Source organism: Citrobacter sp. wls716, assembly GCF_005280975.1.
Taxonomy (GTDB): domain Bacteria; phylum Pseudomonadota; class Gammaproteobacteria; order Enterobacterales; family Enterobacteriaceae; genus Citrobacter; species Citrobacter youngae.
Genome location: NZ_SZWX01000012.1, coordinates 1 through 12,572 on the forward strand (window position 1 = coordinate 1; position 12,572 = coordinate 12,572).

Consider the following 12,572-nt stretch of genomic DNA (forward strand, 5'->3'; position numbering starts at 1 on the left):
TGGCGCGTAATCTGCAAATGCAGACCCTTTATGACCGCGAAGGCAGCCAGTTACGTACCGATGACGGCAGTATGTGGATGCGCTTTAAAGCAGGTGATGCATCATCACAGGCTGCAAACGGTCATGTGGATATTGACAACAACTATTCTCAGCTCCAGATTGGCGGCGATATACTGAGCTGGGATGATAGCGTGCAGAGCCTGAAAGCAGGGCTGATGGTGAGCTATATCAACGCCGATACGGACAGCACCGGTAACCGAGGGGCGGATGGGAGCCAGTTTTCTGCCAGTGGTAACGTAGCCGGTTACAATCTTGGGGCTTATGCCACCTGGTTTGCGGATGCGAAGGACCATAGCGGGCTGTATGTGGATAGCTGGTACCAGTACGGCCTCTACAATAACAGCGTAAATAACGGCGACGTGGGTTCAAAGGATTATGATTCGACAGCCAGCGCTGTTTCTCTGGAAACGGGCTATCGGTATGACATCGGACTTGAAAACCTGAACACTGTCAGCCTGACGCCACAGGCTCAGGTGACATGGCAACAATATAAAGCGGACGCGGTTGTGCAGAATGGAACGCGTATTGACGGACAAAACGGTGACAGCTGGAACACGCGCCTCGGACTGCGGGTAGATGGCAAGCTGCACAAGAATACCACGTCGGTTATCCAGCCGTTTGCGGAGGTGAACTGGTTACACACCAGCGATGATGTTGCCGTTTCGTTTGATGGCGCGCAGGTGAAGCAGGATCTTCCGGCAGATCGCGCCGAGGTGAAAGTAGGTATTCAGGCGAATCTGAATAGCCAGTGGAGCATCACGGGTCAGGTTGCTGGGCAAAAGGGACGTAATGATTATGGCGATCTCAACGGTAGCCTGGACGTCCGTTACAGCTGGTAAAGTGACATAAAAAACAGAGTAATCAGGCCTACAAGCAAGCTTGTAGGCCTGATGAAATTACTTCGCTTTACCCTGGTTGGCTACCGCTGCAGCTTTTGCTGCGATCTCGTCAGCGTTACCCAGATAGTAATGTTTGATCGGCTTGAAGTTTTCGTCGAACTCATACACCAGCGGTACACCGGTCGGGATGTTCAGTTCGAGGATCTCATCTTCGCCCATGTTATCCAGGTATTTCACCAGCGCACGCAGGGAGTTACCGTGAGCGGCAATAATGACGCGCTCACCGCTTTTCATGCGCGGCAGAATGGTTTCATTCCAGTAAGGGATAACGCGATCGATAGTCAGTGCCAGGCTTTCGGTGACCGGTAGTTCTTTGTCGGTCAGTTTGGCATAACGCGGATCGTGACCCGGATAGCGCTCGTCATCTTTAGTCAGTTCCGGTGGGGTGACCGCAAAGCCACGACGCCATTGCTTAACCTGCTCGTCACCGTATTTTTCAGCAGTTTCGGCTTTGTTCAGCCCCTGCAGTGCGCCGTAATGACGTTCGTTTAGTTTCCAGGATTTCTCAACCGGCAGCCAGGCCTGATCCAGTTCGTCCAGGACATTCCACAGGGTGTGGATGGCACGTTTCAGCACAGAGGTATAAGCAAAATCGAAGCTGTAGCCTTCCTCTTTCAGCAGTTTACCTGCCGCTTTTGCTTCGCCCACGCCTTTTTCAGACAGGTCAACATCATACCAACCGGTAAAGCGGTTTTCGTTGTTCCACTGACTTTCACCATGACGTACCAGAACCAGCTTAGTTACAGCCATACACTCACTCCTATAAATCATATTGAATGATAATAATTCTCATTATATTGCCGTAAAGTGTCAGCGGCAATGCTTACGCATAACCATAGCGAAAATAGCGGCACAGTGTAAGGTTCTTGTGAACTCAAGGTTGCGATTTTGTCTTTGAGTGGTGTGGTTTTGAGCGGATCTCGCGTGGGGATAAATGACGAGCCGGGTATCGGCTCCCCGGTATTCCGTCACGCTGGCGTATTCTTCGCCCGGTCGCAGGAAGCAGTCTGGCTGCGGCCATTCCGGATGATTTGGGCTGTCAGGCAGAAACTCACTTTCCAGCGCCAGTCCTTGCCAGTCTTCGTAGGCGTCAGGCCCACGGGATGGTGTGCCGCCGAGGAAGTTACCGGAATAGAACTGCAATGCCGGGGCAGAGGTGTAGACCTCCATTTGCAGTTTTTCATCCTGGGACCAGACCATGGCGACCGGTTTGCGGGCATCGCCTTGCGTCTGTAACAAGAAAGCGTGATCGTAACCTTTCACCTTGCGCTGATCGTTATCGGTCAGAAACTCGCTGTCGATGCGTTTAGGTGCACGGAAATCGAACGAGGTGCCCGCCACGGGTTTCAGTCCGTCATGCGGGATACCCATTTCATCAACCGGCAGGTACGTATCGGCCAGAATCTGCAGCTTGTGCTGGCGGACATCCGTTTTGTCGCCGTCGAGGTTGAAATAAACGTGATTCGTCAGATTCACCGGACAGGGCTTATCCACTGTCGCACGGTAGGTAATCGAAATACGGTTATCATCGGTCAGGCGATATTGCGCGGTGGCGCAGAGGTGACCCGGAAAGCCCTGATCGCCATCGTCAGACGTTAAGGCGAACAGCACCTGACGGTCATTCTGATTGACTATCTGCCAGCGACGTTTGTCGAAACCGTCCGGCCCGCCGTGCAGCTGGTTGTCGCCCTGGCTTGGTATTAATTCAACTGTTTCGCCGGCAAAAGTATAGCGGCTGTTGGCGATACGGTTAGCGTAGCGGCCAATCGAGGCCCCCAAAAATGCGGCCTGTTGTGGGTATTGTTCCGGGCTGGCGCAACCGAGTAATGCTTCGCGCACGCTACCATCGCTGAGCGGAATACGGGCAGACAGCAGCGTCGCGCCCCAGTCCATCAGCGTGACCACCATCCCTGCGTCATTGCGCAGGGTGAGCAGGCGAAACGGCTGACCGTCCGGAGCCTGCACGGGGATTTCGTTTAACATTGTCCGGCTCCTTGTGAGGGTTTGCAGACGTAGAATGTTTCTTTGATACCGGTTTTTGCTTCGTACTGCCCGGCGACAGCCTGCTTCACGGCAGGCACCAAATCTTGTGGGATCAGCGCCACGATGCAGCCGCCGAAGCCGCCACCGGTCATGCGTACACCGCCTTTATCGCCGATGGTCGCTTTGACAATCTCTACCAGCGTATCAATTTGCGGCACGGTAATTTCAAAGTCATCGCGCATTGAAGCGTGAGATTCCGCCATCAATTGGCCCATACGCAGCAGGTCGCCTTTTTCCAGCGCCTGCGCAGCTTCAACGGTACGCGCATTTTCCGTGATGACGTGGCGAACGCGTTTGGCGACAATCGGATCCAGCTCGTGGGCGACGGCGTTAAACGCTTCAAGGCTGACATCACGCAGCGCTGGCTGCTGGAAGAAACGCGCGCCGGTTTCACACTGTTCGCGACGGGTGTTGTACTCACTGCCAACCAGCGTACGTTTAAAGTTACTGTTGATGATCACCACCGCCACACCTTCCGGCATGGAAACGGCTTTGGTGCCCAGCGTACGGCAATCGATCAGCAGCGCATGATCTTTCTTGCCCAGCGCGGAGATGAGCTGGTCCATAATGCCGCAGTTACAGCCGACAAACTGGTTTTCCGCTTCCTGGCCGTTCAGGGCGATCTGCGCGCCGTCGAGCGGCAGGTGATAGAGCTGCTGGAACACGGTGCCCACAGCCACTTCCAGCGAGGCGGAAGAGCTTAGACCCGCGCCTTGCGGGACATTACCGCTGATCACCAGATCTGCGCCGCCAAAGGCATTACTGCGTTTTTGTAGATGCTTCACCACGCCACGCACGTAGTTCGACCATTGCTGGCTATCGTGGGCGATAATCGGCGCATCGAGTGAGAACTCATCAATCTGATTGTCGTAATCAGCGGCGATCACGCGAACTTTTCTATCATCGCGCGGCGCACAACTGATGACGGTTTGATAGTCGATGGCGCAGGGCAGAACGAAGCCGTCGTTATAATCGGTGTGTTCGCCTATCAGGTTTACGCGACCCGGAGCCTGAATGGTATGGGTGGCAGGGTAGCCAAACGTTTCTGCAAACAGAGATTGTGTTTTTTCTTTCAGACTCATTATTTAAACTCCGGATTCGCGAAAATGGATGTCGCTGACCGCACGCAGTCGCTCAGCCGCTTGCTCTGCCGTCAGGTCGCGCTGGGTTTCAGCCAGCATTTCGTAACCAACCATAAACTTACGTACGGTCGCGGAACGCAGCAGCGGCGGGTAAAAGTGTGCGTGCAACTGCCAGTGACCATTCTCTTCGCCGTTAAACGGCGCGCCGTGCCAGCCCATAGAGTAGGGGAAAGAGCACTGGAACAGGTTGTCATAACGACTGGTCAGTTTTTTCAACGCCAGCGCCAGGTCAGCACGCTGTTCGTCGGTCAAATCAGTAATACGCAGGACATGCGCTTTCGGCAGCAGCAGCGTTTCGAACGGCCATGCAGCCCAGTAAGGGACAACCGCCAGCCAGTGCTCGGTTTCTACGACCGTACGGCTGCCGTCCGCCAGTTCTCGCTGGACGTAATCAACGAGCATTGGCGTGCCCTGTTCAGTGAAGTACGCTTTCTGTAAGCGATCTTCACGTTCGGCTTCGTTGGGCAGGAAACTGTTGGCCCAAATTTGTCCGTGGGGGTGCGGGTTCGAGCAGCCCATCGCCGCGCCTTTATTTTCAAATACCTGCACCCAGGGATAGGTTTTGCCTAACTCTGCGGTTTGTTCCTGCCATGTCTGTACAATTTCTGTCAGCGCAGGGACGCTGAGCTCTGGCAGCGTTTTACTGTGATCGGGCGAGAAGCAGATCACGCGGCTGGTACCGCGTGCGCTCTGGCAACGCATCAACGGATCGTGACTGTCCGGCGCGTCCGGGGTATCAGACATCAGCGCGGCAAAGTCATTAGTGAAGACATAGGTCCCGGTGTAATCCGGGTTTTTGTCACCGGTAACGCGCGTATTGCCCGCGCACAGGAAGCAGTCCGGATCATGCGCGGGCAGTACCTGCTTAGACGGAGTTTCCTGCGCCCCCTGCCAGGGGCGTTTGGCGCGATGCGGTGAAACGAGGATCCACTGCCCGGTGAGCGGGTTAAAACGGCGATGTGGATGATCGACAGGATTGAATTGCGTCATGATTGGTCCTTAATCCGAATATCCCTGTGGATGGCGTGATTGCCAGTGCCAGGTATCTTGTGCCATTTCATCCAGTGTACGCGTCACGCGCCAGTTAAGTTCGCGGTCTGCTTTGCTGGCATCGGCCCAGTAGGCAGGCAGATCGCCGTCGCGGCGCGGAGCAAAATGGTAGTTCACTGGCTTACCGCAGGCTTTGCTGAAGGCGTTGACCACATCCAGTACACTACTACCAACGCCAGCGCCAAGGTTGTAAATATGTACCCCTTGTTTGCCCGCCAGTTTTTCCATTGCGACAACGTGACCGTCGGCAAGATCCATCACGTGGATGTAATCGCGAACGCCGGTACCGTCTTCGGTCGGGTAGTCATTACCAAATATGGCCAGAGACTCACGGCGGCCCACGGCAACCTGCGCGATGTAAGGCATCAGATTGTTAGGGATGCCTTGCGGGTCTTCGCCCATGTCTCCTGACGGATGTGCGCCAACCGGATTGAAATAGCGTAACAACGCGATGCTCCACTCAGGTTGTGCTTTTTGCAGATCGGTCAGGATCTGTTCCACCATCAGCTTACTTTTGCCGTACGGACTTTGTGGTGTACCGGTCGGGAAGCTTTCAACGTAAGGAATTTGCGGCTGATCGCCATAGACTGTGGCGGAGGAGCTGAATATGAAGTTTTTCACGTTGGCGGCGCGCATCGCATTGACCAGACGCAGAGTGCCGTTGACGTTGTTGTCATAGTACTCCAGCGGTTTAGCAACGGATTCGCCGACGGCCTTCAGACCGGCAAAGTGGATGACCGTATCGATGGCATGATCGTGCAGGATTTCGGTGATCAGCGCTTCGTTACGGATATCACCTTCGACGAATGTCGGATGTTTTCCACCTAAACGCTCAATAACGGGCAGTACGCTGCGCTTACTGTTGCAGAGGTTATCAAGGATCACGACGTCGTGGCCATTCTTAAGCAACTGCACACAAGTGTGGCTTCCAATGTAACCGCTACCACCTGTAACCAATACTCTCATAATTCGCTCCGTTATGCCTATATCATGTAATGAAGATAGCATAACAAAGTTGTGAAAAGTGTGACATGGAATAAATTAGTGGAATCGCTTACACATACCGGTTCTCAACGTCTGAATTGTATTTTTTGATTTTAAATCATTGTGTTATTCAATGATTGCAGCTTTTATCTGAAAAATCAGGCTTAAAAAAGGGCGCATTAGCGCGCCCAGGCATGAAAATTAACGCAGTGATGTTTGTTGATAGGTGTAGATATCGCCTTCGGGCACAAACTCCAGTCGGTGGGTAATGCAGGCGGGTGCATCTTCAGCATGGTGGGAAACAAACAGCAGTTGGGTTTCACCTTCACCGATCAGAACATCAACGAAGCGGCGGATCAACTGGCGGTTTAGCGGGTCCAGGCCTTGCAAGGGTTCATCAAGGATCAATAGCGTAGGGTGTTTAACCAGCGCGCGCACAATCAGCGCCAGCCGCTGTTGTCCCCAGGAAAGGCTGTGGAAAGGGGCGTCTGCAGTGCGTTTATCCATTCCCAGAATATCCAGCCACTGTTGTACCAGCTTGTGTTGTCTGTCTGATACGGCCTGATAAATACCGATGGAATCGAAGTAGCCTGAGAGAATGACGTTACGCACCGTAGTGCTTACCCGGTAATCCAGATGCAGGCTGCTGCTGACGTAACCGATGTGTTTTTTGATATCCCAGATAGTTTCACCGCTACCCCGACGACGGCCAAACAGCGTCAAATCATTACTATAGCCCTGCGGATGATCGCCGGTGATTAAACTGAGCAGCGTTGATTTTCCCGCACCGTTTGGACCGACAATCTGCCAGTGTTCCCCTGGGTTTACCCGCCAGCTCAGATGATGAAGAATCGGGCGATCATTATAGGAAACGACCCCGTCGTTGAGCATAATCCGCGGTTCGTTCTCAGACAATATGCGACGTACGGAAGGCTCATCCGGTTCGGGCAGGGTAATACCATCAAGTCGTTCACTATGGGCAAGTTGGGCGATTAACGCTTGTTGCAGAAGACCCGTTTTTTCACCAGTTTCTGTCAATGTGCAATCGGCCAGCACGCCGGCAAACTGCACGAACTCGGGAATTTCATCGAAGCGGTTTAACACCAGCACTAACGTAAAACCGGCCTGATGTAACGCTGCGAGCAGCTCTGCCAACTGGCAACGTGAAGCCACATCCAGTCCGTCAAACGGTTCATCAAGGATCAGCAAATCGGGTTCAGACATCAGTGCCTGACAGAGCAGAGTTTTCCGCGTTTCGCCGGTGGAAAGGTATTTGAAACGTCTGCTGAGCAGTGAGGTAATACCAAACTGCTGTGCCAGGGCGGCACAGCGAGCAGGATCGCTGACTTCATCCTGAATAATTTCCGCAGTAGTGCGCCCGGTATCGTCTTCACCTGGGCTCAGAAGATCGGTGTTGTTACGCTGCCATTCGTCGCTGACCAGCTTTTGTAGCTGCTCAAAGGAGAGACGGGTTATACGCGTGAACTGGCTGTGGCGTTCGCCTTTTAGTAACGGTAATTCTCCGGCGAGCGCACGCGCCAGTGCGGATTTTCCGCTGCCGTTAGACCCCACAAACGCCCAGCTATCACCCGCGTTTAACGTCAACGAATTCAACTGAAGCGTTTTGGTATCACTCAGACGAAACATGCCTTGCGAAATTTGCAACGATGACATTTTGTATCCCATTTTTTGCAGCGATTAATAACAGGGATACGTGTTCTTCAGGCCGATGTCAATCACTCAGCACAGCGTTGCGATAATCACTCTGTCTGCGTTGAAATAGGCCGTGACATTCGCGCCTTCGTGCAGCGTCGCGGTATTTTCTGTCGGAATGGTCGCACACAGCGTCTGACCGTCTGGTAGCGTCATCAATACTTCGCACTGTTCCGCGCCGCGTTCGATATGGCTGATCGTGCCCTGCAGCTGGTTGTCGGCAGCCTGAGCGATAGCGTCATCCTGGGTAATTCCGACCCACGGCGCTTTCAACAGGATCAAGACTTCTTTGCCTTCATCAAGCCCCAGACGTTCACCGCTCTGCGCGGTAATCGCGACTTTCAGCCGGGTTGCGCCATCAGCCAGCAGGACGTCAACATGTTGCTGAACCTGGTCGTGGTCGCGCGCGGTTATTGTGCCAAACCACTGGTTACGAGCGCTGGTTTGCAGTGAAAAACGAGAGATGGCCGCCAGCAGACTATTAAGTGGAACCGCATCGTCATCGCTGAGGACATCGAAGGCTTTTTGCTGAATTTGCGCCAGCAGGTCGTACAACTGAATCAGGCGCTGGCCGTAGCGGGTTAACACTGCACCGCCGCCGCCTTTGCCTCCGGTGGCGCGCTCTACCAGCGTCTGCTCACTAAGCTGGTTCATTTCGTTAATCGCGTCCCAGGCGCTTTTATAACTGATACCTGCATCCTTCGCGCCCTGACTGATGGAGCCGGAAAGCGCAATGTGCTTAAGCAGAGAAATGCGGCGGGGATCGGCAAACAGTTTTTGCTGAAGTTTCAGTGTAAGTAGGATTTCGGCCTGCATAACAAGCTCCTGGCAAAAAAGGGTATTGTGACGGAAAACCGCGCCTGAGCAAAGCCACCGCACAAAAGGGGAGTGCTTTTCTGTGTTATGTGGTTAGAATACAGCTAAGGACTATATCTGGAGTTGACCATGTTAGAGTTATTGAAAAGTCTGGTATTCGCCGTAATCATGGTACCTGTGGTAATGGCCATCATTCTGGGACTGATTTACGGACTGGGTGAAGTGTTCAACATTTTTTCCGGTATCGGTCAGAAAGACCAATCCAGACAGAACCATTGATTCCCCGAACGCCCGCTTAGCCGGGCGTTTTTTATTGTTCATTATCCAACTGCGTTAGTTCCTCAAGATCCTGCTTTCCCTGCCGATATTTTCTTTGTGTAACCTCTAATTGGTAGTAATAACCGCTGGGAAAATCCTGATTTACTCGTTATATTTGCGCCTACATAACGAAACTCAAAGGAGTTACAGATGGCACGTACATGGTTACGCTTGTTTGCAGGGGCAACACTTTCTCTTTCTGTTGCCGGACATGCACTGGCGGATGAAGGTAAAATCACAGTGTTTGCAGCGGCGTCGTTAACGAACGCGATGCAGGATATTGCCGCAGAATATAAAAAAGAGAAGAACGTTGATGTCGTTTCTTCTTTTGCTTCTTCTTCCACGCTGGCGCGCCAGATTGAAGCAGGCGCACCGGCCGATCTGTTTATTTCTGCCGATCAAAAGTGGATGGATTACGCGGTAGACAAAAAGTCTATCGATACCGCAACGCGCAAAACGCTGCTCGGTAACAGCCTGGTCGTTGTCGCGCCGAAAGCCAGTGCACAGAAAGACTTCACTATCGACAGCAAAACCAACTGGACCAGTTTGTTGAACGGTGGACGTCTGGCCGTTGGCGATCCGGAGCATGTTCCGGCGGGCATTTATGCCAAAGAGGCGCTGCAAAAACTGGGAGCATGGGATACCCTGGCACCGAAACTGGCTCCGGCTGAAGATGTTCGTGGCGCATTGGCGCTGGTTGAACGCAACGAAGCCCCGCTGGGCATTGTCTATGGTTCTGATGCCGTCGCCAGCAAAGGCGTAAAAGTTGTGGCGACCTTCCCGGAAGACTCACATAAAAAAGTGGAATACCCTATCGCGGTTGTTGATGGCCACTCCAACGCAACGGTCAGCGCGTTCTATGATTACCTGAAAGGACCGCAGGCTTCTGAAATCTTCAAACGTTATGGATTTACGACCAAGTAATGATACTGACCGATCCTGAATGGCAGGCCGTCTTACTGAGCCTGAAAGTTTCTTCCCTGGCCGTGTTGTTTAGCCTGCCGTTTGGGATCTTCTTTGCCTGGCTACTGGTACGCTGTAAGTTCCCGGGCAAAGCGTTGCTCGACAGCGTACTGCACTTGCCGCTGGTACTGCCGCCGGTTGTGGTGGGGTACCTGTTGCTGGTGGCTATGGGGCGGCGCGGATTCATTGGCGAATGGCTGTATGACTGGTTTGGCATCACCTTTGCCTTTAGCTGGCGCGGTGCGGTACTGGCCGCGGCGGTGATGTCTTTTCCTCTTATGGTGCGGGCTATTCGTCTGGCGCTGGAAGGTGTTGACGTCAAGCTGGAGCAGGCGGCCCGCACGCTGGGAGCCGGGCGTTGGCGCGTATTCATGACCATTACCTTACCGCTGATGCTGCCCGGTATTATTGTCGGTACGGTGCTGGCGTTCGCGCGTTCACTCGGGGAATTTGGCGCAACCATTACTTTTGTTTCTAATATCCCAGGCGAAACGCGCACCATTCCTTCGGCGATGTACACCCTCATCCAGACGCCTGGTGGCGAAAGCGCGGCGGCAAGGTTATGCATTATTTCTATCGTGCTGGCGCTGATTTCGCTGCTCATTTCTGAGTGGCTGGCGCGAATTAGCCGTGAGCGGACGGGGCGATAATCATGCTGGAACTTAATTTCTCCCAGACGCTGGGAACCCACTGCCTGACGCTCAACGAAACGCTGCCAGCCAGCGGTATTACCGCTATTTTTGGTGTCTCTGGCGCGGGCAAAACGTCGCTGATTAATGCTATCAGTGGTCTGACCCAACCACAGTCCGGGCGCATTGTGCTCAACGGTCGGGTACTGAATGACGTTGAAAACGGTATCTGCCTGACGCCTGAAAAACGCCGGGTGGGCTATGTTTTTCAGGATGCGCGTCTGTTCCCGCATTATAAAGTACGCGGCAATCTGCGTTACGGTATGGCGAAAAGCATGGCCGGACAGTTTGATAAGCTGGTGGCGCTGTTGGGTATTGAGCCTTTGCTCGACCGTCTACCCGGCGGCCTTTCTGGTGGTGAAAAGCAGCGTGTCGCCATCGGTCGGGCGCTGCTTACCGCGCCGGAGTTGTTGTTGCTTGATGAGCCGCTCGCCTCGCTGGACATTCCGCGTAAGCGCGAACTGCTGCCTTACCTGCAACGCCTGGCGCGTGAAATTAATATTCCGATGCTGTATGTCAGTCACTCGCTCGATGAAATTTTGCACCTGGCGGACAAAGTGATGGTGCTGGAAAACGGGCAGGTGAAAGCGTTTGGTTCGCTGGAGGACGTCTGGGGCAGCAGCGTGATGCACCCCTGGCTGCCGAAGGAACAGCAAAGCAGCATTCTGAAAGTCAGCGTACTGGAACATCATCCACACTATGCGATGACCGCGCTGGCGCTCGGCGATCAGCATCTGTGGGTCAATAAGCTGGATCAACCACTGCAAACCGCGCTGCGTATTCGTATTCAGGCATCAGATGTTTCACTGGTGCTCCAACCGCCGCAGCAGACCAGTATTCGTAACGTGCTGCGGGCGAAAGTCGCGCAGTGCTATGACGATAACGGTCAGGTGGAAGTACAGCTTGAGGTCGGCGGGAAAACGCTGTGGGCGAGAATTAGCCCATGGGCCAGGGATGAACTGGGTATCAAGCCTGGCCTGTGGCTGTATGCGCAAATTAAGAGCGTGTCGATTACTGCCTGATTACAACAGGTGGGAATAGATAAATTTCGCGATGCTGTCGGTGGTGTTGTCACCAATCACGATGTTGGCGCGGGCTTTGACCGCGTCATCCGCGTTGCCCATCGCCACGCCAGTGCCTGCGGCTTCCAGCATGCTGATATCGTTGAAGTTATCACCAAAGGCGATCACGTTTTCCATTGAGCCGCCCTGGGCTTCAATCCACTGGGCAAGGCGACGTCCTTTGCTGTTGCCTTTACGGGCCACGTCAACCTGATCATGCCAGGACCACTCACACTCCAGCCCCAGTTGCTGTTCAACATGTTTACCAAACTGCTGCAGCTTTGGAATATCTTCGTCAGTCAGGGCAAATTTCCACACGGCGTTGACGTCATGCGCCGCCTGCGCCAGTGAAGGTACCTGGGTGAAGGTCGGGCGCTGTTCCGGCGGCAGGGTTTGCGCCCAGTTAGCGGTACGCACCACATGCCCGGTTGGGCGCTCATACAGCATGGCTTCATCCACATACATCAGCCCGTGGATCTGATGTTCATTCAGCATATCGATCAGTTGCAACGCCTGGTTAACCGGGAGGGGATCGGATTCCAGCACCTTTTTCGCCTGATAATCATACAAGTAGGTACCGTTGCAGCAAATTGCAGGTGTATCCAGCGCCAGTGCCTGATAAAAAGGATGAATAGCAACGTGATGGCGACCCGTGACAATGATAAGTTGGTAGCCTGCTTCTCTGGCGCGCGAGAGCGCTTCGAGAGAGGAGGGCAGCAAGGTTTTTTTCGGGGTCAACAGGGTACCGTCTAAATCCAGGGCAATCACGCGTGCGGTCATAGGTTTTTCCAGATTAAGGTTGAGAATTATGTCTGCTGGAATGGTACACCGAGA

At 53.6% G+C, this 12,572-nt stretch carries 12 protein-coding genes and 1 pseudogene; 5 read left to right on the forward strand and 8 right to left on the reverse strand.

Annotated features, from left to right (window positions below; translation table 11 throughout):
* Positions 1 to 899: autotransporter outer membrane beta-barrel domain-containing protein (locus FDX24_RS00410; protein ID WP_137363660.1), on the forward strand; the 899-nt coding region annotated here is incomplete at its 5' end.
* Between the two features lie 57 nt (positions 900 to 956).
* Here the strand turns inward: FDX24_RS00410 and gpmA are convergent.
* The 7 genes and pseudogenes from gpmA to modE all read right to left on the reverse strand — a co-directional run bounded on the left by gpmA (position 957) and on the right by modE (position 8,707).
* The gene (gpmA, locus tag FDX24_RS00415; protein WP_003022999.1) at positions 957 to 1,709 is read right to left on the reverse strand and encodes a 2,3-diphosphoglycerate-dependent phosphoglycerate mutase; all 753 of its coding nucleotides are present in this window, start codon (positions 1,707 to 1,709) and stop codon (positions 957 to 959) included.
* Positions 1,710 to 1,916: 207 nt separating this feature from the next.
* Positions 1,917 to 2,942: pseudogene (gene galM / locus FDX24_RS00420) on the reverse strand (galactose-1-epimerase); the annotation flags it as partial.
* The gene (gene galK, locus FDX24_RS00425; RefSeq protein ID WP_137345336.1) at positions 2,936 to 4,084 is read right to left on the reverse strand and encodes a galactokinase; all 1,149 of its coding nucleotides are present in this window, start codon (positions 4,082 to 4,084) and stop codon (positions 2,936 to 2,938) included. The gene galK and the pseudogene galM, both read right to left, overlap by 7 nt.
* 3 nt (positions 4,085 to 4,087) lie before the next feature.
* Positions 4,088 to 5,134, reverse strand: coding sequence for a galactose-1-phosphate uridylyltransferase (gene galT, locus FDX24_RS00430; RefSeq protein ID WP_048212231.1), 1,047 nt, complete (start codon positions 5,132 to 5,134; stop codon positions 4,088 to 4,090).
* Between the two features lie 9 nt (positions 5,135 to 5,143).
* Positions 5,144 to 6,160: a UDP-glucose 4-epimerase GalE gene (gene galE / locus FDX24_RS00435; RefSeq protein WP_040232497.1), complete on the reverse strand. Its 1,017-nt coding sequence runs from the start codon at positions 6,158 to 6,160 to the stop codon at positions 5,144 to 5,146.
* Between the two features lie 219 nt (positions 6,161 to 6,379).
* Entirely contained in the window at positions 6,380 to 7,852 is a 1,473-nt protein-coding gene (modF, locus tag FDX24_RS00440) for a molybdate ABC transporter ATP-binding protein ModF (protein ID WP_137363661.1), read from the reverse strand.
* Positions 7,853 to 7,918: 66 nt separating this feature from the next.
* Positions 7,919 to 8,707, reverse strand: coding sequence for a molybdenum-dependent transcriptional regulator (modE, locus tag FDX24_RS00445; RefSeq protein ID WP_086523629.1), 789 nt, complete (start codon positions 8,705 to 8,707; stop codon positions 7,919 to 7,921).
* Between the two features lie 129 nt (positions 8,708 to 8,836).
* Between modE and FDX24_RS00450 the strand changes: the two genes are divergently transcribed.
* The 4 genes from FDX24_RS00450 to modC all read left to right on the forward strand — a co-directional run bounded on the left by FDX24_RS00450 (position 8,837) and on the right by modC (position 11,699).
* The gene (locus FDX24_RS00450) at positions 8,837 to 8,986 is read left to right on the forward strand and encodes an AcrZ family multidrug efflux pump-associated protein (protein WP_003023026.1); all 150 of its coding nucleotides are present in this window, start codon (positions 8,837 to 8,839) and stop codon (positions 8,984 to 8,986) included.
* A 189-nt stretch (positions 8,987 to 9,175) separates the two neighbouring features.
* Positions 9,176 to 9,949 carry a molybdate ABC transporter substrate-binding protein gene (gene modA / locus FDX24_RS00455; protein ID WP_048212228.1) on the forward strand — a complete coding sequence of 258 codons (774 nt, stop codon included), beginning with the start codon at positions 9,176 to 9,178 and terminating at the stop codon, positions 9,947 to 9,949.
* Positions 9,949 to 10,638, forward strand: coding sequence for a molybdate ABC transporter permease subunit (gene modB / locus FDX24_RS00460; protein ID WP_005125418.1), 690 nt, complete (start codon positions 9,949 to 9,951; stop codon positions 10,636 to 10,638). Before modA ends, modB begins: the two co-directional genes overlap by 1 nt.
* A gap of 2 nt (positions 10,639 to 10,640) precedes the next feature.
* A complete protein-coding gene (gene modC, locus FDX24_RS00465; protein ID WP_040232493.1) occupies positions 10,641 to 11,699 on the forward strand; it encodes a molybdenum ABC transporter ATP-binding protein ModC in 1,059 nt (352 codons plus the stop codon).
* Here modC and FDX24_RS00470 read toward each other — a convergent pair whose 3' ends face one another.
* A complete protein-coding gene (locus FDX24_RS00470; protein WP_061067554.1) occupies positions 11,700 to 12,518 on the reverse strand; it encodes a pyridoxal phosphatase in 819 nt (272 codons plus the stop codon).
* Positions 12,519 to 12,572: the final 54 nt, after the last annotated feature.

What these genes read in the sequence shown, in the direction of transcription:
- gpmA (WP_003022999.1), bottom strand. Translation starts at nt 1,709, where the DNA reads ATGGCTGTAACTAAGCTGGTTCTGGTACGTCATGGTGAAAGTCAGTGG.
- galK (WP_137345336.1), bottom strand. Translation starts at nt 4,084, where the DNA reads ATGAGTCTGAAAGAAAAAACACAATCTCTGTTTGCAGAAACGTTTGGC.
- galT (WP_048212231.1), bottom strand. Translation starts at nt 5,134, where the DNA reads ATGACGCAATTCAATCCTGTCGATCATCCACATCGCCGTTTTAACCCG.
- galE (WP_040232497.1), bottom strand. Translation starts at nt 6,160, where the DNA reads ATGAGAGTATTGGTTACAGGTGGTAGCGGTTACATTGGAAGCCACACT.
- modF (WP_137363661.1), bottom strand. Translation starts at nt 7,852, where the DNA reads ATGTCATCGTTGCAAATTTCGCAAGGCATGTTTCGTCTGAGTGATACC.
- modE (WP_086523629.1), bottom strand. Translation starts at nt 8,707, where the DNA reads ATGCAGGCCGAAATCCTACTTACACTGAAACTTCAGCAAAAACTGTTT.
- FDX24_RS00450 (WP_003023026.1), top strand. Translation starts at nt 8,837, where the DNA reads ATGTTAGAGTTATTGAAAAGTCTGGTATTCGCCGTAATCATGGTACCT.
- modA (WP_048212228.1), top strand. Translation starts at nt 9,176, where the DNA reads ATGGCACGTACATGGTTACGCTTGTTTGCAGGGGCAACACTTTCTCTT.
- modB (WP_005125418.1), top strand. Translation starts at nt 9,949, where the DNA reads ATGATACTGACCGATCCTGAATGGCAGGCCGTCTTACTGAGCCTGAAA.
- modC (WP_040232493.1), top strand. Translation starts at nt 10,641, where the DNA reads ATGCTGGAACTTAATTTCTCCCAGACGCTGGGAACCCACTGCCTGACG.
- FDX24_RS00470 (WP_061067554.1), bottom strand. Translation starts at nt 12,518, where the DNA reads ATGACCGCACGCGTGATTGCCCTGGATTTAGACGGTACCCTGTTGACC.